At 60.0% G+C, this 20,769-nt stretch carries 15 protein-coding genes; 2 read left to right on the top strand and 13 right to left on the bottom strand.

Annotated elements, in window-relative coordinates; all coding sequences use genetic code 11:
* Positions 1 to 68: 68 nt before the first annotated feature.
* The 4 genes from HX812_RS20050 to HX812_RS20035 are packed head-to-tail and all read right to left on the bottom strand — an operon-like array spanning position 69 to position 2,410.
* A complete protein-coding gene (locus HX812_RS20050; protein WP_016976661.1) occupies positions 69 to 719 on the bottom strand; it encodes a DUF799 domain-containing protein in 651 nt (216 codons plus the stop codon).
* Entirely contained in the window at positions 716 to 1,078 is a 363-nt protein-coding gene (locus HX812_RS20045; RefSeq protein ID WP_025855472.1) for a DUF4810 domain-containing protein, read from the bottom strand. The genes HX812_RS20050 and HX812_RS20045 overlap by 4 nt, the downstream gene beginning before the upstream one ends.
* A gap of 29 nt (positions 1,079 to 1,107) precedes the next feature.
* The gene (locus HX812_RS20040; protein WP_016976663.1) at positions 1,108 to 1,788 is read right to left on the bottom strand and encodes a CsgG/HfaB family protein; all 681 of its coding nucleotides are present in this window, start codon (positions 1,786 to 1,788) and stop codon (positions 1,108 to 1,110) included.
* Between the two features lie 40 nt (positions 1,789 to 1,828).
* Positions 1,829 to 2,410 carry a hypothetical protein gene (locus HX812_RS20035; RefSeq protein WP_038842462.1) on the bottom strand — a complete coding sequence of 194 codons (582 nt, stop codon included), beginning with the start codon at positions 2,408 to 2,410 and terminating at the stop codon, positions 1,829 to 1,831.
* Between the two features lie 271 nt (positions 2,411 to 2,681).
* On the opposite strand from HX812_RS20035, the gene HX812_RS20030 reads away from it, so the two are divergent.
* Together HX812_RS20030 and HX812_RS20025 are read left to right on the top strand one after the other, a co-directional pair.
* Positions 2,682 to 3,293 (top strand): hypothetical protein, encoded by a 612-nt coding sequence (locus HX812_RS20030; protein ID WP_038842460.1) that lies wholly within the window; start codon positions 2,682 to 2,684, stop codon positions 3,291 to 3,293.
* Between the two features lie 15 nt (positions 3,294 to 3,308).
* A complete protein-coding gene (locus tag HX812_RS20025) occupies positions 3,309 to 3,896 on the top strand; it encodes a hypothetical protein (protein ID WP_038842458.1) in 588 nt (195 codons plus the stop codon).
* Positions 3,897 to 4,019: 123 nt separating this feature from the next.
* On the opposite strand, the gene HX812_RS20020 is transcribed toward HX812_RS20025, so the two are convergent.
* The 9 genes from HX812_RS20020 to pgaB all read right to left on the bottom strand — a co-directional run bounded on the left by HX812_RS20020 (position 4,020) and on the right by pgaB (position 20,769).
* The gene (locus HX812_RS20020) at positions 4,020 to 4,439 is read right to left on the bottom strand and encodes an RDD family protein (RefSeq protein ID WP_038842456.1); all 420 of its coding nucleotides are present in this window, start codon (positions 4,437 to 4,439) and stop codon (positions 4,020 to 4,022) included.
* 17 nt (positions 4,440 to 4,456) lie between these two features.
* The gene (locus tag HX812_RS20015) at positions 4,457 to 4,765 is read right to left on the bottom strand and encodes a hypothetical protein (protein ID WP_080642331.1); all 309 of its coding nucleotides are present in this window, start codon (positions 4,763 to 4,765) and stop codon (positions 4,457 to 4,459) included.
* 69 nt (positions 4,766 to 4,834) lie between these two features.
* Positions 4,835 to 5,245: a hypothetical protein gene (locus HX812_RS20010; protein ID WP_038842454.1), complete on the bottom strand. Its 411-nt coding sequence runs from the start codon at positions 5,243 to 5,245 to the stop codon at positions 4,835 to 4,837.
* Positions 5,242 to 6,027, bottom strand: coding sequence for a signal peptidase I (lepB, locus tag HX812_RS20005; RefSeq protein WP_038842452.1), 786 nt, complete (start codon positions 6,025 to 6,027; stop codon positions 5,242 to 5,244). Before lepB ends, HX812_RS20010 begins: the two co-directional genes overlap by 4 nt.
* A 678-nt stretch (positions 6,028 to 6,705) precedes the next feature.
* Positions 6,706 to 14,823 carry a hemagglutinin repeat-containing protein gene (locus HX812_RS20000; protein ID WP_235165387.1) on the bottom strand — a complete coding sequence of 2,706 codons (8,118 nt, stop codon included), beginning with the start codon at positions 14,821 to 14,823 and terminating at the stop codon, positions 6,706 to 6,708.
* A gap of 30 nt (positions 14,824 to 14,853) precedes the next feature.
* The gene (locus HX812_RS19995; RefSeq protein ID WP_038842446.1) at positions 14,854 to 16,578 is read right to left on the bottom strand and encodes a ShlB/FhaC/HecB family hemolysin secretion/activation protein; all 1,725 of its coding nucleotides are present in this window, start codon (positions 16,576 to 16,578) and stop codon (positions 14,854 to 14,856) included.
* A 365-nt stretch (positions 16,579 to 16,943) separates the two neighbouring features.
* Positions 16,944 to 17,426: a poly-beta-1,6-N-acetyl-D-glucosamine biosynthesis protein PgaD gene (pgaD, locus tag HX812_RS19990; RefSeq protein WP_038842444.1), complete on the bottom strand. Its 483-nt coding sequence runs from the start codon at positions 17,424 to 17,426 to the stop codon at positions 16,944 to 16,946.
* Between the two features lie 2 nt (positions 17,427 to 17,428).
* Complete coding sequence (gene pgaC, locus HX812_RS19985; RefSeq protein ID WP_038842442.1) at positions 17,429 to 18,769, bottom strand: poly-beta-1,6-N-acetyl-D-glucosamine synthase; 1,341 nt, start codon at positions 18,767 to 18,769, stop codon at positions 17,429 to 17,431.
* 2 nt (positions 18,770 to 18,771) lie between these two features.
* Positions 18,772 to 20,769: a poly-beta-1,6-N-acetyl-D-glucosamine N-deacetylase PgaB gene (pgaB, locus tag HX812_RS19980; RefSeq protein ID WP_038842440.1), complete on the bottom strand. Its 1,998-nt coding sequence runs from the start codon at positions 20,767 to 20,769 to the stop codon at positions 18,772 to 18,774.

The raw sequence follows: 20,769 nt of genomic DNA, 5'->3' as shown, positions 1-20,769 counted from the left end.
CAAGGCGGTGGCTGTTCGGGTTAAACCGTTCGGCGGGACACAAACACCTGCCCCGCCGAACCGTTCAATCAGTCAGTGCCGTATTTCGGGTTACGCGGACCGTACAGGATCCCCGCACGCTGGCCCGGCGACAGCAGGCGCGCACTGGTGATACCGGCAATCGGGTGCGCCGCGTCGGTAGAGCTGTTGATCACTTGCTTGACCGCCGCTGTGATCAGCATGCCGACGATGCCGCCGCCGTTGTTGTTGCCTTCCTCGCTGGACGCATGCGCCGAGCCGGTCCACAGGGTGGTGCCGGTGCGCAGGTCGACCAGTTTGGCCGACGCCGTCACGGAGGTGTCGCTGGAGATCAGCATGTACTTGGTGCCGTAATTGGTCACGGTGATGTACAGCGCCGAATCCGCACCAAAGATGTCATGCAGCTTCGCCGGTGGCACCGCCTGGATATCGTTGGCGGTGGTCAGCCCGTTCTGGCGGAAGGTTTCGTCCACCAGGGCAATCGGCAACACGTAGTAGCCGGCCTCGGCCAACGGGTAGGTCACTTGCGAGACCATGCTGTAGGACGCCTGCACTTCCGGCGATTCATTGATCGGCGGCAGGACCAGGATCGACTTCGGTCGTGCCTGTTTGTAGGCCGTGTAATCAATGGTCTTGGGGGCTGCGCAACCGCCGAGCAAGGCCAGGGCCAGCAAGGCGCCAGTGAGTTTCAACAGGCTCATTTGGTGGCGACTCCGGTCTTGGCGTTTTTCAGCAAAAAGTCCATGTACGAGGCGGACTCAGGGAACAGTGCCTTCTCGGTGCGAAACTCCTGCACCATCTGGTCATCCTTGCCCATGCTCAGGTACAGCATGCCCAGGTGGGCGTGGTAACCCGGCGGGGCCTTGCGGCCACTGGCGTTGATCTTCTGCAGATCCCGCTCCAGCGCCTCGACCTGCGCCTCCTTGGGCTCGCCCTTGAAGTACTCGTAAACCTGCGGCTGGTAGCTTTCCCATTGGTACAGCGGCTGGGGCGCCGTCTGGCACCCGGCGACCGTCGCCACTGCTGTCAGCATCAGCGCCAACTTGACTGCCTTGCTCATCCTTGTACTGCTCCTTGAGGTGCTGCTGATCAGTTGCGTGGGTTCCAGGCGCCGGCGTTGATGCCGTCGACAAGGCGGTTGATGGCTTCACGCATGGCCAGGTCGAGGACCTTGCCATTGAGGGTGGAGTCGTAGCTGGCGGTGCCGCCGAAGCCGATCACTTCGCGGTTGGACAGCGCGTACTCACCGGCGCCCTGGGTGGAATACACCACTTCGGAGGTGCTGATGTTGACGATGTTCAACGCGACTTTGGCGTAGGCCACTTGGGTCTTGCCACGGCCGAGGATGCCGAACAGCTGGCGGTCGCCGGTTTCCTTGCGGCCGAACTCGGTCACGTCGCCCGTCACTACGTAGTCAGCGCCTTTAAGCTTCTGCACGGTGCCTTTGATCGCGGCTTCCTGGGAAATCTCGCCCATGTTGTCGCGGTCCAGCACGCTGAAGCGGTTGGTCTGCTGCAGGTGGGTGATCAGGATGGTCTTGGCCTGGCCGCCGAGACGGTCAACACCGTCGGAGAAGATGCCGCGCATGTAGCTGGAGCGGTTGTCGAACTTGCCCACGGCAATCGGTACACGCACGCCGGAATAGGCGACGTTGGCGCTGGCGACTTGTTCCACCGGCATGGCGCGGTTGCTCTCCGTGGCGCAACCGGCCACGGTCAGCAGCGCTGCGGCGGTGAAGCCGGACAGCAGGATTTTGGACAGTGTTTTCACAGGGTGCTCCTAAGTGGGAAAACGGGTGCGGCAGCTAACGCTAGCGAGACGGAATGCCACGCAGGTCGTCAACAATAAATCGGCTCAACAAACCGGTGTAGAAGGTCTCGACGCTGGAGTTGCCAGAGTTGGTCAGCACCCCGGCCATCGTTTTCATGTTCTGCCAGTCGCCCTTGTACCCGCCTGGCATCAGCCCTTGGCGAGCCTGAGAGAAATGCAGCACCTCGGCGCCGGCTTTCTTGATCTTGACCTGGTAGTTGAAGTCGACACTGGCGAGGATGGTCTTGTCATCGACGATGGCCGTCATGAAACCGCCTTGGGTGTCTTGTATGCGCCGGGTATAGATGACGTTCACATCCAGCAGGTAATCGGCCTTGTCCTTGCTGCTGGCGTAGCGCTTGGACTTGAGCAGGCGGTCGACCAGATCGACACCGAGTTGCTGGCGCACTTTGTCATCCGGCAGGAAGCGTTCGTTCTTGCCCACCACCTCTACGTCGAAGGTGTCGAGCCAGTAGGTCGCAGTCTTGGGAATGGTCACAGGCGCCGGGGAGATGTAGTAATCCGGCTTGGAAGCACAGCCCGCCATGAGGCAGACCGTGAGAAATACGGCAAACACACGCATGTATGAAGTCGTCCCTGAAAAGTGTCGAGCCTTAAACAATCGCGGCATTTTACGGAGTTGAAAGGCGTTCTCAAGTTGTTTTGACGCCCGCGTGGCGCCGCTTTACTGGCACTCAGCTCCCAACACTCAGTCAAAATGCGCTAAGGCATTGTCAGTAAAACAAAAAGAATGATGGCTATTAGCCTTCACTCAGCAAATAATATTGTGTGCTCAAGTTATGCCCCCAAGGGACGAGACAGTGGCTTGGCTCATTCATTTATAGGGATATTGCGTGTTGAAAACCCTTCTCCGAGCGACGGCGCTCGTCGCCGCGTTATCGATGACCGGTTGTGTGTCATATACCGTCACCGGCCCAATCGGCGCACCGCTTCATCCGGCCTCCACCAGCAGCCCACGCAGTGCGCAAGTCGCCGATGTGACGGTGACTGCCACCGACGTCAACGAGGCCAACAAAACGGCCATCAGCCGCTCCCTCACAGCCCAGATCAATCAGTACGTGCGCACGGCGGGCTACTTCAAGCAGGTCACCGAGTATCCGGTACGCCTGGGCGAGCACGACGTCACCCTCAAATTCAACATGACCTCCCTCAAAGGCCATCGCGCCCCGCACCCGGCGTACGTACCCGGCGCACTGCTGACGCTGACCATCTGGATCTGGGTCAACGGGCCGATCTACGTAGACAGCTTTGACGTCGCCGGTGACCTAGTCATCGTTGATCGCAATGGCAAAGAACTGGCGTCGGCCAAGGAGTCGATCAAGTTCGAACACAACGTCGGGCTGTACAGCGGCCAATATTGGGCGCCTTCGATGGGCGGCCAGCAACTGACCAAACTGGTCACACAACTACTCGACACCGCTACCGCCAACCTGGCGAAACCTTAGTTTCAGGAGCAACACATGAAAGGATTGATCAAACACTGCCTGGTACTCGCGGCGGCCTTGTTGACTGGCTGCGTGTCCTACTCACAACACGAACTGCCAGCAGTGCAGACCTGGCCTCCGACTGCAAATGCGCCCGCGCAAAAACCGACGGCGTACGTGCGCACCACGGCGCAAAACCACGTCAACGGCGGCCCGGGCAACGCGGCGGTCGGTGCCCCGGTCGTGCTGTGGGAAAAGGCGGTGGCCGACACCTTCCAACAGTCCAATCGCTTTTCGCGGGTCAGCACCGACAAGGTCGACTCGGACCTCTATGTGGATGCCACGCTGCACAACAATGAAGAGTACAGCCCGGTTTCGGCGTTTATCACCGGCTTCACGTTCTGCATCATCCCGACCACTGCGAAGAACGTCTTTACCCTTGAAACCGTATTCAAGGACAAGGACGGCAAGGAGTTGGGCCGGGTCAAAAAGAGTGAGTCGGTACGCACTTGGGTGCACTTGGTGTTGATCGTGGGCCTGCCGTTCCAGACTGACACGAGGGAAGTGGTCGAGGCGTTGACGCGCAGTACGCTGGATGAGGCGGTACAGCGTAAGTTGCTGTAAAGGCTGTGTCACTGCTGTGATGAGTGGGTTTCAAAAGCCGGAGACTGCTACGCAGTCAGCGGGAGCAAGCTCCCTCGCCACAGCAAGCCCGCTCACTTTGATCGGTGTGACACGCAGCCCTGCTCACGTGTTGATCACAATCGTCTTGGCGAACATGTCGCCCAGGCGCGTCCTGGATTCCATGAAGATCCACACCCAATCGATCACCACCAGCGCGCCGGAATTACGCGTGAACGACTGGGAAAGGTTGCAGCCTTTACGGGTCTTGCGGTCGACGGTGGCAATGCTCAGCAGGCGCTTGCCCAGGCTCTGGCCGTTGGGGAGCGCATCAGCCAGCAGGAAGTAGGCGAAGGCCGCAAAAAACGCGCAAAGAAAACCCGCCTTGGGCGTCACCGCAGGAACGTAGACAGACAGCGCCCCGGCGGCGAATTTGACGACGAAAAAGATCAGCACCGCGAGGGCGCAATCGATGAGCCGCGCGGCCAGGCGACGGCCAATGCTGGCCAGGATGGTCGGGCGTTTAGCGGTGTTGCTTGCGTCCATGCGGTGTTGCTCCAGCTTTAAGACGGAAAATTGGTGTCGACAAAGTTTCTGGCAAAGTCTTCGGCGATTATCGGCACACCGGCCTGGGCGAACTTTTCCGAATTTGTGCGCCACACTGCTCTGATTTTTTCCTCCAACGAAGTCGGAAAATCCATCTGAGTGGCGACAACATCAGACCAACTGCCCTGCGTCCCATACAGCTCGTGCAACTTGGGTTCGAGTGCCGTCAAATCGGCGCGTTGCTGATCGGACAGCGCACCAATGGCCGACAGGACGTAGCATTCAAGAAGGCGGAGGAAGGGCTTTCCTGCATATCGATTCATCATCAAAAACGCTCAACGAAGTTTGAAAAACCAAAAGGACCAAACTGACTGCCTATCCAAGCCCAGCCAGCTTCAAGGCGTTTGCGGCTGCTTTGAATCAGCGCAGATTTGCTCCCACCCTTTTTCAATCACACCCGTGTACTTGCCGCACGATGCCCCTTTTAACTGAGCCTCCATAAAATCGTGTTCCGGCTCGACCCACAGCAGGCCAACCAGATAGGCCGCAACCGCCGCAAGCATCAGCAGCGCCACTGTCCGAGTCAACATAAACCGGAGCGTGGCTGCGGCAGTGCGAGACCGTTCAAACACAAACGCAAACAACAGGCCAATGCCGCACCACACAAAAGCGCCTGCCGCCACGCCCAGCACTGACGCGCTGCGATCGAGGTAAAGCCAGGCCAATATGAATACGCTGGCGCTGCCGCACATCACCAGCAGGCACAACCACTGCACAACCCGACACGCCCCATTCGAAAGGCTCATGGGAAAGTCGTCCCGATACGCGCCCGCTCATTTGAGAACCAGATGCCCGTCACCTTGCCAACCACGTCCTCAACCGCGACCTGGCCCATGAAGCGGCTGTCGTTGCTGCTCCAGCGGTTGTCGCCCAGCAAAAAGAGGTGCCCTGGCTCGACCGTGACCGGTGCCATTTCAAGGGATTCAGGCCCTTTTACACGGTCGGCCGGTGCGTGAAACAACCCGAGATTTTCGCCGTTGTGGATCAGTTCACCGTTCACCAGGGCTAAGGTATCCCCAGCAACACCCGCCACGCGCTTGACCGCTTCAGTGCCATTCCAGCGGTACACCACGATATCCCCCACCTTGGGCGGACCGGCGCGCAGGTCCGTCAGGATGTAGTCGCCAATGGACAGCGTCGGCACCATCGATCCGGATGGGATGTAGTAATTTTTGAACCCCAGCACGGGTACCCGCAATACATCGAGCATCAGTACCGCAATCACCATCACCCCGACGTAAAGGACGTGGAAACGCTTGCGTGGCACATTGGGCGGTCCGTTGTAGCGACGAGCCAGCACGGCGGACAGGATGGCTGAGCCCAGTTTGACGGTGATCAAGAAGGCAAATAGCCCATACAGCCCAATAGGGGTAGCGACCAACCCCAGCGCGCCCAGCAACGCGAAACCGCCGTACAGCAATACGGCGACCCCGATACCCCACTTGATACGGCCGACATACACCAGGCCCCAACCGGCCACCAGGCAGGACATGAGGAAGGCCAGGAGCGAGTATTTTACGGATTTCATCGATCATCCTTGAAGAGGTAAAAAGCATCTATAAAACAAGTAAATGCGACGTTCAACGAACATTAGACAACCACAAGACAAAACCTAGAATAAAGCCAGCTCCAGCCATCTTGAGATAAAGCGGCACATTCTCCTTTATAAGCACGGCAACGTCCTCGCCACCACTCAACCAATACCCGGCAACCTGGAAGAACACGCACATGAACAATAGGCCTAGCGCACAAGCGCAAGGAAGATAGACGGCGAGCCACCAAGGTTCATTTCTCCTCATTACCGTCTCTTTTCTTCCAGAACAAGGAACAGATTTATTAATGAAAAAGTAAAAAAAGGGGACGGATTTATTTAGGCTTGGCACTGACCGTAAGTATTGAATAAATCTGTCCCCTTTTCTCTCTAAATAAATCTGTCCCCTTTTCTCGGCATCTGTCGGGGTTTATCGCAGGAGGTCACTACATTCCCCCATTACCGGATATGTAAGACTTCACATACGTCCATCGAGTGAGGATCCAATACGCCGCGAATACAAACGTAAGAGGAAAGCCTATCCAGTTGTATACCCAAGGCGAGTCAGTGCGCAGGGCAAGTGAAATCACCGCAGCGATGATCATCGCGAGTAGCAGGCTAGCCGCCAGAATCATGGAAAACAGTGAGATCGATAAGAAAAACCCACCGATCCATTTATTTCTTCTCACCCGAAGCCTCCTCGTAAAACGTATATCCTTTATCAGCAACAGACTTCAGGTACGCTCCCAGCGCTGCCCCGTAAGGTGCTGCCTTGCCAAACACAAACTTGTTGTTGTCGAAGCCGTGCACGGTGACGCCGAACATTGAATCCTTTTTATTGAGGCCATCCTTGAGGCCCATTTTAAGCGGGACCTTAACGAAGCCTGAGCCCAGTGACAATGCGAAATCCGCACCACTGTAGATAACCGGCCCATACCCGCCAGGAATCTCATTGAATACTTCTTTGACCGGGTTGTAACCGCCACGGTCATTGTTGAAATGGTTATAAACCCCCGTGGTGCCTTCTGAAATGTTGCCAAGCCCGAACGCCCCCATCGGGACGCCAAAGCTGCACCCGATGATAGAGACACATAATGTATAACCCGCCGACACACTGACCGCCCCACCCCCTATGGCAGCGATGTCCTTGCTCACGGGAAGCGCATCGCGTGTACCGAAGTCCAATACATTATCGATCATCGAATACTTGAATAACCCCCGATCCCTTTGGGCATCCGCCCACTCAAGCACGTTGCTTAGCCCGACCATATCGGCTTCGGTCAGATAAGCCTCTTGATACTCCTTCGAGCCTCTGTCCAAATGCGCCCAGCATTTGATGGAGAAGCACACGGCTTTCTTCACGTCCGCCTCCGAGAATTCACCTTTCTCAACCTCAGCCTTGATCGCCGCGAGCTCGTCATCGTGCGCTGCTCGGTTATACACGTCGACCGACATCGCATTACCACCCGCAACGACTGCGCCGGCGGTGCCATTTCCGGAGCCAACCGCAGCGCCGACACCTACAGCGATCAATGCGGCCATCGTATCTTGGTCCACTCCCTTGATGTCATTTTTACCCAACGCATCAGCAATGATTGGCATCAGAGCAGCAGACGTTCCCGCCCCCAACGCGCCGCTCTGCACATTGCCACTGGACAACCCGATAGCCGCCCCCGCCAACGCGTGCAACATCACACGCGCCGCACCGCCTTCAGCCCAAGCCGCCCGAGTGGCCGCATCTGCCTTTGGATCAGTCGCACGCGACTGGGCATAATCGCCAATCTTTGTGAAGATATCGCTGGAGGCCGTGTTGGCGACAATACCAACCGTCGTTCCTACAGACGCGCCACCCAGCCCTGCGGCGATTAGCCCGGACGCGATATCGGCCATTAAGCGTTTGTCGCCACCGACCTGCCAGCGCTGGGCTTCCGTATAAGCGGCATTCGCTGCGAGCACCGTTCCAGCGGCATCCGGCGAACCGGCTTCGGTCTGGGCTTTGGCTTTATCGGCCAGTGCTTTCGCCTCATCCGCCTTCGCCTTCCCCACCGCACTGATCACCCCACTGGCCAACTGCGCCGAGCTTTGGACCAGGTCGATACGCTCCTGCATGGCCTTTTCATCGGGCCGGTCTAGCTTCTGATTAGCGTTGAGCGTGTCACGGTTGAGCCCCACCAGGTCATTGGCGCCCTCGGGATTGCGCACCACAATCGTGCCTTCACTGACGGCGCTCCGGGTGTGGCTGTGTTCGTTGTCCTTGAGTGCAATCGGGATGCTGCCCCCCATCGACGCGCCGCCGGCGCTGCTGGAAGACACCGAAATACCGACCGACTGGCTTTTGATCTCGCTGACATTCTTGATGTCGCTGACGACCAGCCGATCCGTGCTGAGCCGGTTCTTGTCGGCCGATGCTTCACTGGCGATCACCGCGCCTTGCAGGGTCGTGGTCTTGCCGACATCAATGTCGTAGCCCCCCGCTCCTGCAAACAGGCCGCTCTGGTCGGTCACGCCCTTGTAGTCACTGTTTGTCTTACCGGCGGCAATATTCGCCGAACCCGCGACGGTGGAGCCGAAGCAAAACGGTGGAATGCAGATGCTGGCACCGAAGCCTGCGCTGCTCTGTTTGCTGCGCGACGACTCAGTGTCCTGCAACGAAATGATCGTGAGGTTGCCGCCGATATCCCCCTTGATGGTGTCTGCGCGAACCTGAGCGCCTTTGAGGGTCGTGTCACCACCGCTCTGCAACAACAGGCTCCCGGTGTCGAGGGTGCTATTGACTTGGGTGACGGTGTTGCCATTGCCATTGTTTTTGGCGCCTTGTGCGCCAAGGTCGAGGGTAAAGCCGTTCTGCTCGCCGATATTGAAGCTGGCGCCAATGGCCGTCTTGTTGTTCGACCCTTCGTTCTTACGGTCAGTGGTGTTTTGTGCGCTTTGGATCAGCACATTGTTTTTCGCCAACAACAGCGTATTGGCGGCCTTCAGGCTGCTGCCGGTGATCTGGATATCACCCTGAGTTCCCGCCGCCGCGCCCGTGGCAATGACCGCCAGTTCCTCACCGGCGTTAAGCGTGCTCTGCCTGGCCGTGATGCTGTTGAATTCGCTGCTTTTCTTGCTGCGGTTATTGGCCAGCTCCGTACCGATCTTGATCAGCGAACCGTTGCTTGGGGTCCCACCTTGCTTATTCTTGAAGCCCCCGCTCTGGTCGTTGGCGTCCGAAGCCTGGCCCGCCAAGTTGTAGGCGGCGAGTGCTGCCTGGGCGATTTTCACGGCTTTGAGCCGTGGGTCATCGGCGTTCTTCGCCGCCTCGGTCGCATCACGGATACTGCGAGCCGTGTCGACCACGGCACCGCCAATCACCCGGCCAACCGCCAGGCTCTTGGCGCTATCTTCAGACGTTTGCCGCGCGGTTTGCGCCCCCGCCACAATGTTCACATTTGAACCGGTGAGTGCCATGTTCTTGGTGCTAACCAAGTCACTGGCAATCACCGTCAACTCACGCCCCGCCGTCAACGACACATTGCCCGCACTCGAGCCAACGGTACTGCCGGTCAAGGTCATCTCATTGGCCGTGCCGTTGTGCTTGGAGCTGTTGATGTACAGCTTCTGGTTGCCGGTCATGTCATCCAGACCGAGCTTGTTGCCGGTCAGCACACCGGTCAGGTCGCGATTTTTTTCCTTGTGCATGTCGGTGCGGGCGAAGGTGTTTTGCGCCGCGTCGATGGTCAGGTCGCGGCCGGCTTGCACGGCGAGGTCGCCGGTGCTGACCAGGTTGGAACCGGTGACGGTGGCGTCGCGCTTGGCGGCAACCGTGACGGTTTCGCCGGAGACCATGCTGCCCATCGCGGTGGTGCGTTTTTCGTCGACCTTGTCCTGGACCTTGCTCGACTTGAGCCCGCCCCAGCTGCTTTTGCTTTCCTTGCGCTCATGGCGGGCGCTGTCGGAATTGCTCACGGCCAGGATGTTCACGTCCTGGCCCGCGACCAATTGCGTCGCGCCTTTCTCGGCGGTGACCGCGCTGCCAGCCAGCAGCAGGTCTGCACCGGCTACGACGGTGCTGTGAGTACCTGCACTGACAAGACTGCCGACGTTGTTCACCACGTCAGTTTCGTCGAGGCGGAATTTCTTGCCCTGGGACGTTTTCTTGGTCTTGCTGTAAAAGCTGTAGTCCTGGTCTTCTGCGGTACGCAGGCTGAGGTTTTTACCGGACACCAGGTAAGCCTCGCTACCGGCATTCACCTGGCTGGCCACCAGTTGCAGGTCTTGCCCGGCACTCAGGGTGGCGTCGCCGCCAGCCTTGATCACACTGGAGACTTGCTGGACGTGGTCCTCGATGCTGGTGACTTTTTTCGAATTGAACGAAGAGTGTTGCTCGTTGGCCGCCGCGATGGCGTTGAGGTCGCGGGTGGCGACAAGGTTCACATCGCGCTTGGCTTCCACTTGGCTGGCGACGGCGCTGATGTCGCGACCGGCGATCACGTGCAAATCGCGGCCGGCTTCGACCACGGAGCCCTGCTGTGCAATGTTTTTGAAGCTCAAGCGGGTGCCGACGGCGCTGCTGTTAATCGTTTGCGCAGCGATGATATTCACGTCGCCAGCGGCTTGTGCCGTGGTATCCGCAGCGCTTTTGAGCACGCCGCCGACATTGTGGATGTTGGCACCGGCTTTCAACGCCAGCGCGCCAGCGGATTCGATGCGCGCGGCACTGTCGACAAAGTCGCTGCGTTCTGTGCGATAGGCACTCGCGCTTTCGTGAGTGGTCACGCTGCGCTCATTGATCAGGTCGGCACCGGCGACGAGGTTGACGTCGCCACCGGCAATCACGCCGCCGGCACGGTTGCTCAGGGTGTTGCCGCTGAGCAGGTCCAGGCGTCCACCCGCTTGCATCAGACCGCTGTTGGCGAGGTTGCCGCCGACGTTTGCCAACAGGCTGCCGGTGGCGCGCAGGGTGCCGGCGTTATTGAGGTTGCTGCCAGTGATCAGGTTGACGTCGCTGCCGGAAATCAACGCGCCATTCGGCGCCAGGCGGTTGCTCGCCTGGGCAAGGTAAAGCACGGGCACCAGCACCTGTTGCCCGGCCACGGTAGCGTTTTCCAGCCACACGATATCGTGGGTCAGCGCCGCGACCTGTTCGGCGGTGAGGCTCACGCCGACCGACAGGTTCAACGCGCTTTTGCTGCCGATGGCGTTGTCCATCAGGTGCTTGAACAGGTCGGCATCGCTGGTCTGGCCGTCGATGAAACGCTGGCCGGTACGCGCGAGCACGGCTTGCTGGATCAGACGCTGCTCGTAGAAACCATCACCGAGGCGACGCTGCGCCGTGTCGGGGTCGTAGCCGAGCTTGGTGAGCATGTAGTCCGAGCTCAGGAACTGACGCATGTCGGTGAGCAACGGGTTGGTTTCGATCAGGTATTTGTGCGGGTTAGCCGCGAACTGGCTGGTCGGCAGGCCATTCACGCCCTTGCCATCGTTGAGGTGAAACAGCCCGTTCTCACCCGTCGGCAGGTTGAAGCCCGGCAGGCCCAGTGGGTTGACCTGTTGCTGGGCAACGTCCGGCGGCAGTTGGGGGTTGAGGCTGATCTCGGTCGAGAAACCCGGCGCGTTGGTGTTGGCGCCGCTGCCGACATAGGTGTAGCCACGCTTCACGACGCGGTTGTCGATGCCTTCCTGGGCGTTTACGGCTACTTCGCCACCCGCCTGGATGACGGCGGCGTAGCTTTGGTCCGGCACCAACAGTTGGGTAGTTTTGCGCAGGTCGGGTTTTTCGCCTTCCATTTTGCCGATGAACGCGGCCATGGCGGCTTCAACCCCGTCCATGTTCTTGCCCGCTGAATAGCGCGCAGTGAATGCCGCCGCCTCGCGGTACCAGCCTGCCGGCTTGCGCTCGCGCTCAGAGGTAAAGACACGATCGTATTGAGTGTCATGGGTCACCAGGCCGACGTTGGTCAGTTGGTCGACACGCACCGTCATGCCACCGCCGGCAGCGATGCTACTGCTGCTGTTGAGCAACGTGCCGCCGGTGAGCAGCATGTTGGCGCCGGAGGTGATGCTGGCGCCGGCCGTGGCGTCGGTGACGATGAAATGGTCACGCTGGGTGATCTGGAACGGCCGGTTCTGCTTGCCACCTTCACAGTCTCCGCCGGTCACGCCATCGATACAGGCGACGGGTGTAATGGAAGCGCTGTAGATGCCCGACTCGGTGGTGAGCACGGTGCGGATGTTATCGATCGTGCTGGCCGCCAGGGCCAGGTTGCGTTCACTTTCGATAGTGCCCGAGCTGTTGATGATGCTGGAAGCCAGCCCGCCCTGCCCGTCGCGATCAACGCGTAGGTTGCCCATGGCGTAGATGTTGGCAGCGAGGTTTTTCAGACGATCGACCTGCAGGTTCATGTCGCCGCCGCTGAAGATCAGGCCATGGTCATTGAGCAGGTTGCCCACGGACAGGTCGAGGCTGCCTTGGCTGGCGACGATGCCGCCAACGGTCCAGTCCAGGCCTTTACCGACCAGTGCACGGGTGCCGAGCAGCTTGCCGGTGGCGGTCTGCTGCAGGTTGTCGACATTGACGGTCAGGCGTCCGGCCTGGATTGCGGTGCTGTTTGTCCAGTTGGTTTTGTCGAGGGTCAAGTCGCCATTGGTCGCCAGGCTGCCGCCGACATCGTCGAGGCTGATGCCGCCCAGATCGAGCACGCCAGTGCCCACGTGCAGCACCTTGCCGCCGGTGTTCTGGAAGGTGCCAGCGGCGAGGCTCAACTGATCGTTGGCGGCTTCCAGGCTGCCGCTGTTGTTCAGCAAGCCGCCGATGGCGTAGCGGGTTTTACCTGCCTGGCCCAATGCACGCATCTGGCCGCTGTTGGTCAGGCTGGCGGTGTCGACATCCAGGGTCGTGGCGCTCTCGATCAAGCCACGGTTGGTCAGGGCGCCTTGCAGCTTCAGGTCAATCTGGTTGGCCGCGATCTCGCCGCCGTTATCCACATTCAAGCCGCTGAGGCGAATGCGATCACGGGCCAACAGCGTGCCGCTGCCGTTGTTGAAATCGGTGGCATCGATCACCGCATCGCCGGCTTTGGCCGCGATGCGCCCACCGTTGTTTGCGAGGGTGCCGGCGGTGATCGTCACACCGGCCTTTTCACTGTGGATCAGCCCGTTGCCGCCGTTTTGCAACAGGCCGGTGGTGGTAAGCGCCAGGCCATCGTTGGCGGCCAGCGTCCCGCTGCTCTGGTTATCGACACTGTTGGCGAACAGGGTCAGCAGGCCCTGGCTGGCGAGCTTGCCGCCTTGGTTATCCACATGGGCGGCGCGTTGAACCAGCAGCGGGCCGACGCTCGCCAGCTTGCCATTGCGGTTGATCAGGTCGCCGAGCAAATCCAGGGTGATGGAGCTTGCGCCCGTGAGGTTACCGGCGCTGTTGTCCAGTCGGTTGCCGTATAGGGTGAATGCACCCGTGCTATCGATAATGCCGCCCTGGCTGTTGTCCAGCAGGCCGCTGACGTTGAGGGTTTGTGCGCCGTCGCTGAGCAGTTGACCCTTGTTGCGGTTGTCGACGCTGGCGGCGGTGATGTTCAGCGCCTGCTTGGCACTCATCGTGGCGCCCTGGTTATCCAGTGTTTGTGCGGCGGTGGCGGTGAGGGCGCGATTGGCGATCACCCGGCCGGTGTTGGTGATGTTCTGGCTGTCGAGCGTGACATCGCCACCGGCATTGCGCGTGTTATCGGCGTTGACGCCGGCTTCGATGATGCCGCTGTTGGTCAACCGGCCGTTGCTGGCCAGGGTGATGCTGTCGCGGGCAGCCAGGGTCTTGCGGTTTTTCAGCTCGCCCTTGGTCTGCGTCTTGAGCGTGGTGCCGGCGTAGATCGCGCCCTTGGTCTCAAGGCTGGCCGCCTTGATGTCCACCGCGCCGCTGGCGGCGGCCTGGGCCATGCTCAAGTGGCCGTTGGCATCCAGTTGGATATCGCCACCACTGGCCGCCAACGTACCGTCGAGCTTTACGCCCACACCGGCTTCGGTGCCCACCAGCTTGATGGCGCCCGCGTACATGCCGCCGAGCGCCGAGGAGTCGATAGCCAGTTCCGGCTTGGCGCTGCCGTCATCGGCGCGTGCAGTGGTTTTCAGGCTTTGCGCATCGACGTCGTTACGACCGGCAATCACGGTGAGTTCGCGTGCGTTGATCTGCGCGTTGATCTTGGCCGAACGGGTGATGATCTCGAAACGGTCGACGTTGCTGGCGTTCAGGCCTTTGCCGTCGATGGTTACGGCACCGCCATCCACCTGGTAATGATCCAGGCGACCGACTTTGTCGATCACCGGTTTGCCGGTAGTCAGCGTGACGTTGGGGGTGTTGATAAACCCGCAACCGTTGCAACTGATGCCATAAGGGTTGGCCACGATGACCTTGGCCGACTGCCCCGCCACTTCGGTATAGCCACGCAACCGGCTGGGGCTGCCGCCGTTGACCTCGTTGAGGATGACGTTCGCCGCGCCGCCCTTGAGGTTGGGGTTACCGATAATGATCCCGCCCAGCTGCGTGCTCTGGAGCGCACCCGTGGCGTTGTTGAGGATCACGCCATTGGGGCCAACGTTGTAGTCCTTGAACTGGTTATGGGACAAGCCGCTGCCATTGGGCGTGGCGATGTTCACCACCGGTACGCCGTTGCCGGCCTGGCCGACCGTGGTGCCCGGGCCGCTGACCACGATGCCGTCGGCATTGGCCAGCAATGGCTGCCAGAACAGCGCGTTGGCCAGGACCAGCGCAAGTCCACGTTGAGTCAGGCTTTTCAGGGCAGCAGCAGGGCGAACATCCATATTCTTAAATCTCAAGGCAGCGGCGTTGAATTACAGGAACAAATCCAGGCGGAAATAGATCGGCGCTTCGCGCTCGGTCACCACCCCAGGTCGTTCCAGGGAATGGGCAAACGTCACGCTGGTGCTGACGTATTTGCCGCGGGCGAACAGCTCGACGGAATTGCTCGATACCCGCCCGTGCTCGTCATCGTTGTAGCGATCGTTGCGAATCACGCCCTGGTCATAACCGACGCTGGCGCCGTATTCGGCGAAGGCCGGACGCATCCAGTCCAGGGTGACCGGTCGCGCCCAGCGCACTTCGTTGCGCCAGTAGCCACCGCTGTCACCGTTCAGTTGCTGGTCCTTGAAACCGCGCACCGAGTAGGAGCCCCCCAGGCTCATGCGTTGCGGTGAATACAGGACGTCTTCACTGCGTTGCCCGGTGGCGAGACTGGAAAAACTCAGCGACTCACCCCACAACGTAAAGGGCTGCAGGTAGCTCATGGTGGCGGTGTATTTGCGATAGCGCGGCGTCGCCGTGAGGTTGCCCTGGGCGTCTCGCTCTTGCCGATTGCTTTGCGCGTCAAACGCGCCGATACCGTTTTGCATGCCCACATCCAGGTTGACGAAGGCATTGCCGATACGCCGCCCGTGGGTGAGGCCGACCTGGAACTCGCTGAGGCGGTTGCTGCTAGTCGGCAGGCGTGCGTCGAGCACGTAGTTGTTGGTGCGCAGGTGCGTCAGGCCGACGTTGACCGAGGTCTTGCTCACATCGTCACGATGGATCACGCGTTCGGCGCGCAGTTGGTGGTTCTGGCTGTCGCCGTTCTGCTTGAACTTGAAGTCATCGACCCTGCCGAAGGTGCGGTATTCACTCTCGCTGTAGCTGTAGCTGAAGTTCCACCAGCCCCACGGCAGGTTGTAATAGAACATGCTGCTTTTCGAGGTTTTCTGGTGGTCGCTCATGGCATCGTGGCCACCGCGCAGAATCAGCTGATCGGCCAGGCCTAACGGGCTGTCCCATTCCAGGCCCGCGCCCCATTGCTGTTCGCCGGTACTTTTCTGGCCGTCGTTGTTGCGTGACAGGCTGGCGCGCCAGGGCTTTTGTGGCGTGTTCTTGACCCGTACTTCACTGCCGCCGATTTGGCTGCCAGGGGTCAGTTCCATCTGCGCCTGCTTGGAGGGCAAGCGGCTGAGTTGGTCCACCAGTTGTTCGACTTCGCGCAGGTTGAGGGCTTCGCCTACCTTGCCAGGAAACGCCATGGCCAATTCGCGATCGGTCACACTGCTGCCCTCGGCGCCCTTCAAGCCTTCGAGTTTGCCTTCGACCACCAGCACTTGCAGATGACCGCTGGAGAGGTCCTGTTGCGGCAAGTACGCGCGACTGGTGACCCGGCCCTTGGCGATGTAATAGTCGGTGATGACCTTGAGCAACTCATTAAGCTGCGCCACGCCCAGGCACTGGCCGATGTAGGGTTTGAGCAGGCGTGTGCGGTCAGTTGCGGAAAGGCTGTCAGCGCCCTTGAGTTCAATGTCCTGGATGGGAAAGCAACGGGTATCCGCCGGCAGCGCCGGGGCTGGGGGCTTGGCGTCTTTGCCGGGCAGGTCCTGAAGTTCTTCCAAGCGCCGGCGCTGCTCTTCGAGGAGACGGTTCTGGCGGTCGCGGATCAGGTCTTGATCCCCTGGCGTAGGAGCGGCCGTGGCGCTGTTCAGGCTCAAATAGGCGAGCAGGAAAGTGCACAGCAGATACCGAGTCCGTGGCAGTAACGAAGACATGTTCGATCCATCGAAAATCAAGGGCCGGCAAACTAACATCGAACTTGCGCCAACTCAAAAAGAACAGTTAGTTGGACACTTGTACTAGCTAATCATGCAAGCTGTTGATTAATAACAACAAAAAATAATCAAAAAGATACATAGCCTGTCACTGGAAATATTATTCCGACAAGCGGCAGCACTATTGATCGCGATTCGTCGGATAACTTATAAATTGCCATTAGTTGGCCATCAAGTTATTACCGAGATAGGTTAGTACCGGAAAAAGCAGAAAAGTTCGCGAAGGTTTTGTGAATTGGATCCCATTTGTCGGGATTAAACCGGATCGTTCCCACGTTGCATGGGAACGATCTTCCAGCACCGTCTCAGCTGGCGTCTTTGCTCTGGTCCTTGCCGGGCACCAGGGTCAGCCCGGGTTTTTCCACATCACGGGAAACATGGGATTTGACCTGCGCCACACCGCCTTCCTCATCGTTGTGGATCACCAGCACCCCAGGCCGACGCAGTTGCTCCAAGTCACCTTCGCCCAGACTGAAGCTCTCGCTCAGGTTCTTGTCGGTGAGCGCCTTGGCCTCGGCGCGACGCTGGGCAAACTTGCGCCCTTTACGTTGCTGGTAGCGCGCCCAGGTGACCAGGATCACGGCGTTGAACAACGCAATCCACAGGTACACCTGCAAGGTATTGAGTGCAGCAAAGATCGGCGCCTGGATACGCGGCCCACCGTGGGTCTCCAGCATCGAGTTGATCCCACGGGCCAACAGCCAGATCAAACCGGCCCAGGCCATCAGGGTCAGCAGCACATCGATGATCCACATCACCTTACGTTGGCGGGTTCTCACCAGTTTCATGATCACGCCTCCTCTTCAGTAGGTTTGATGCCGCGATCCGGGCTGACCCAGCGCGCCCGCTTCTGGTGCTGGTTGAACAGCACCTTGGGGAAGCTGACCAGGGTGGTGAACAGGCTGACCAGCCAGAACACCATCGGGTACCACACGGTCCAGAACAGGGTCTTCCACAGATCCTTCTCGTAGCGGCGGTCGATCATGATGCTCACCGCGAACTGCAACAGGCACACCATGGCCAGTACCAGGCCGGTAAACGCGGGCGGAACCAGGGAGTCCACCGTGATCGCCGGTGGCAACACCATGAACTTGCCCAGCACGTAGAAGATCACCGACAACAGGAAGGTAAACGCCCAACCGGTGGACAGGCAGTATTCGAACAACAGCGGCCACAGGTAGCGATGACGCCATTGCCAGATACCCCGGATATTCTTGAACAGCACCTCAGCGCCACCCTGGGCCCAACGCAAGCGTTGCTTCCACAGGCCGCCGACCGTCTCGGGCATCAGGATCCAGCACAGGGCACGGGGCTCGTAGAAGATGCTCCAGTGATCGAGTTGCAGCTTCCAACTGACATCGATGTCCTCGGTGATCATGTCGGTGCTCCAGTAGTCGATGCGGTCCAGCGCCTTTTTACGGAACGCGACCACCACCCCCGACACCGTGAAGATCCGACCAAACACCCGTTGCGTGCGCTTGATCAAGCCGATGATCGAAGAGAACTCACCGACCTGCACGCGGCCGATCAGGGTCGAGCGTGTGCGGATACGCGGGTTGCCGGTCACCGCCCCCAGGCGCGGGTTATCCAGCATTGGCGCCACCATATAGGCCGCCGCGTTTTTATCCAGCAACGCATCGCCATCGATGCACACCAGGTATTCACTGCGTGCCGCCACGGCGCCCATGCGCAAGGCCACTGCCTTGCCCTGGTTCTGCGCCAGGTGCAGCACGCGCAGACGCGGGTGCTCCAGTGCCAACGCATCGAGCACTGCGGCGGTGTTGTCTGTCGAGCCGTCGTTGACCGCGATCACTTCGATGTTCGGATACACCTGACCCAGTGCGGCATGCATGGTGTCGGCGGCGTTATCCCCTTCGTTGTAGCAAGGGATGATGATCGAGATCAGTGGGCTGCCGGCCAGCTCGGGGGCCGGGGTATCTTCTTTCCAGGGCCAGTGGCGCTCCCAGTGCAGCCAGAAATACAGGCCGCCTGCGATCCACAGCGCCGACATGAACAGCGGGTAGAAAAACACAAAGTCCATCAGGAACTGCCCAGTGACCAGGAAGATCAGGCCCAGGGGCACACCCAATACCAATGCCAGCACGAATAAAGCCAGGATTCTATCGAACATGGTCAAGGGTTCCATTGGTTGGAAAGGGCCGGACGCACTGTCTTCAGGTCCGGGGAGTTTTCCAGGAAGTTGTCCGGGTAGTAGCCAAAACTCGTGACCCCCTGGCGCTTGAGTACACCCATCCATTCAGCCATCTGCGCGCTGTCGATATCCGGCGCGGCCTTGGTGCGCCAGTCTTTGGCTTGCAGTTCGAACACGGTGCGCTCCATGGCACCGGGGCGCGCCTTGACCGTGGCGACCAGCTTCTCCAGCCAGGCATTGGAGTTGCTGTACTCCTGGCCTTCCATCAACGGCATGGCCATGGGCGCGGTCCAGTCGTAGGTCTGCAGGAAATCATCCAGGTTCTGCGCAAACCAGGCTTCGCTGCCGGGGTTGAGCATCGGCTCGGCGAAGATATTGCGCGCGGTCAGTATTTGCGGCCCACCGATGGCGCGGACCTTGGCAGTCAGCTCCTTGGTGAAGTCGATCAGGTAGCGGCTCTTGAAGCGGGTCCAGCGTTGCATCACCGCCGGATCGGCACGCAGCGCCTCAATGGTGTCCGGCAGGCCCGCAGCGGCATAGGCCTTGAGCGCGGCGGGGCTGGCATCTTCGAAATCGTTGAACACCGCATCGTCGTGGTACAGCACGCCGTCGATGGCGTTGTTGCGCGCCAGGTCCTCGTAGATCTCACCGATAATCTTGCGCACCTGCGGGTCGAACGGCGACAAGCGTTTGTACTGGTCCGGGTCGAGGCCGACCTGGCCGGTTTTCGGGTCCCAGCGCGTCACGCGGGGCAGCTTGGGATCAAGGGCGAAACTGAGCACTGGCATCCACGCATACACGCTGGCATGGGCACGGGTGTGCAACTGCCAGGAGACGCGGTTGAACAGGTCGGCGCGTACCGGCAAGTGGCGGTTGGGGAAGTACACCGAATGCACCAGGCCGTCACCCTTGGGATCGGCGAAGGCTTGCAGGAACACGGTTCCCGCGCCCATGTCCACCACCCGTTGCACAAGCTGGTCGAGGTTGCGCGCCTGTTGGGCCGGGTCCGGGTCGTAGACGTTATCCAGGTCCACATGCAACACGCGCATCGGCGCCTTGGTTTGCACCGCGACCATGCTGTTGGCGAAATGCTCGCCATCCGGGTCGGAGGCGACCAGGAAGCGTGGGCTGTTCATCAGGTCACTGGAGCTGTCGAGGCCATCTTCCAGGGTCAGGGCCATCTGGTAGCCCTGCTCGCCAATGATCGCCAGCGAGGTGCCTTTGGCGGCACCGTAAGGCCACACCCACACCCGTGGTTTCTTGCCGGTGACGCTTTGGATCTTGTTGGAGATCGCCACCACATCGGCACGCATCCGCGCATCGAACTGCGCCTGACTTTCATAGCGCCCGGTGGCCGGATCAAAACGCAGCGAGGTCGCTGCCGGCTCCAGGTTGCCCTGGGGGTTGGCCAGGATGCCCTTGTGGTTGTTGTCGGTGTGCGCAGCGATTTCCACCAGGCCCGATTGAGACACTTCGCGGATCTGCTGCCAGGTCAGGAACTCGCCACGCGGCCGTGGCTGGCCGGCGAAGTCCACCGGTTGGTTCATCGGCGTGTCGATCCAGTAGCCCACTGGCGCCAGCAGGGCCGGCCAGCGATAGGCACGCAGGATCGGCATTACGCGGGTATAGAAGCTGGAATAGCCATCGTCGAAACTGAGCATGATCGCTTTGGGCGGCAACTCAGGCCCACCGTTGCGGGCCGCCAGGATCTGGTCGACGCTGACCGCCTTGTAGCCGTTCTCGCGCAGCCAGGCCAACTGTTCGATCAAACGCTCGGTGCGCACCGCCACCACCGCCTGATCGGGGTCGCGATCCTCGACGTCGTGGTAGGCAATGCCCAGGAAATGGTTTTTCGGCCACGGCGCTTCGTTGGCCGGTGTCGGCCGCTCGGCGGGTGGAGTGAAAGGCGCGGGTTGCTGGGCACAGGCACTGGCCAGCATTACGCCCAGAATCAACAAGCAACGGCTGAGGACGGTCAT

The sequence above is a fragment of the Pseudomonas sp. IPO3749 genome (assembly GCF_013386605.1).
GTDB classification, from domain to species: Bacteria; Pseudomonadota; Gammaproteobacteria; order Pseudomonadales; family Pseudomonadaceae; genus Aquipseudomonas; species Aquipseudomonas azotoformans_A.
Note: the sequence above shows the minus strand (reverse complement) of the source record. Positions and strands in the feature narration are given on the sequence as shown.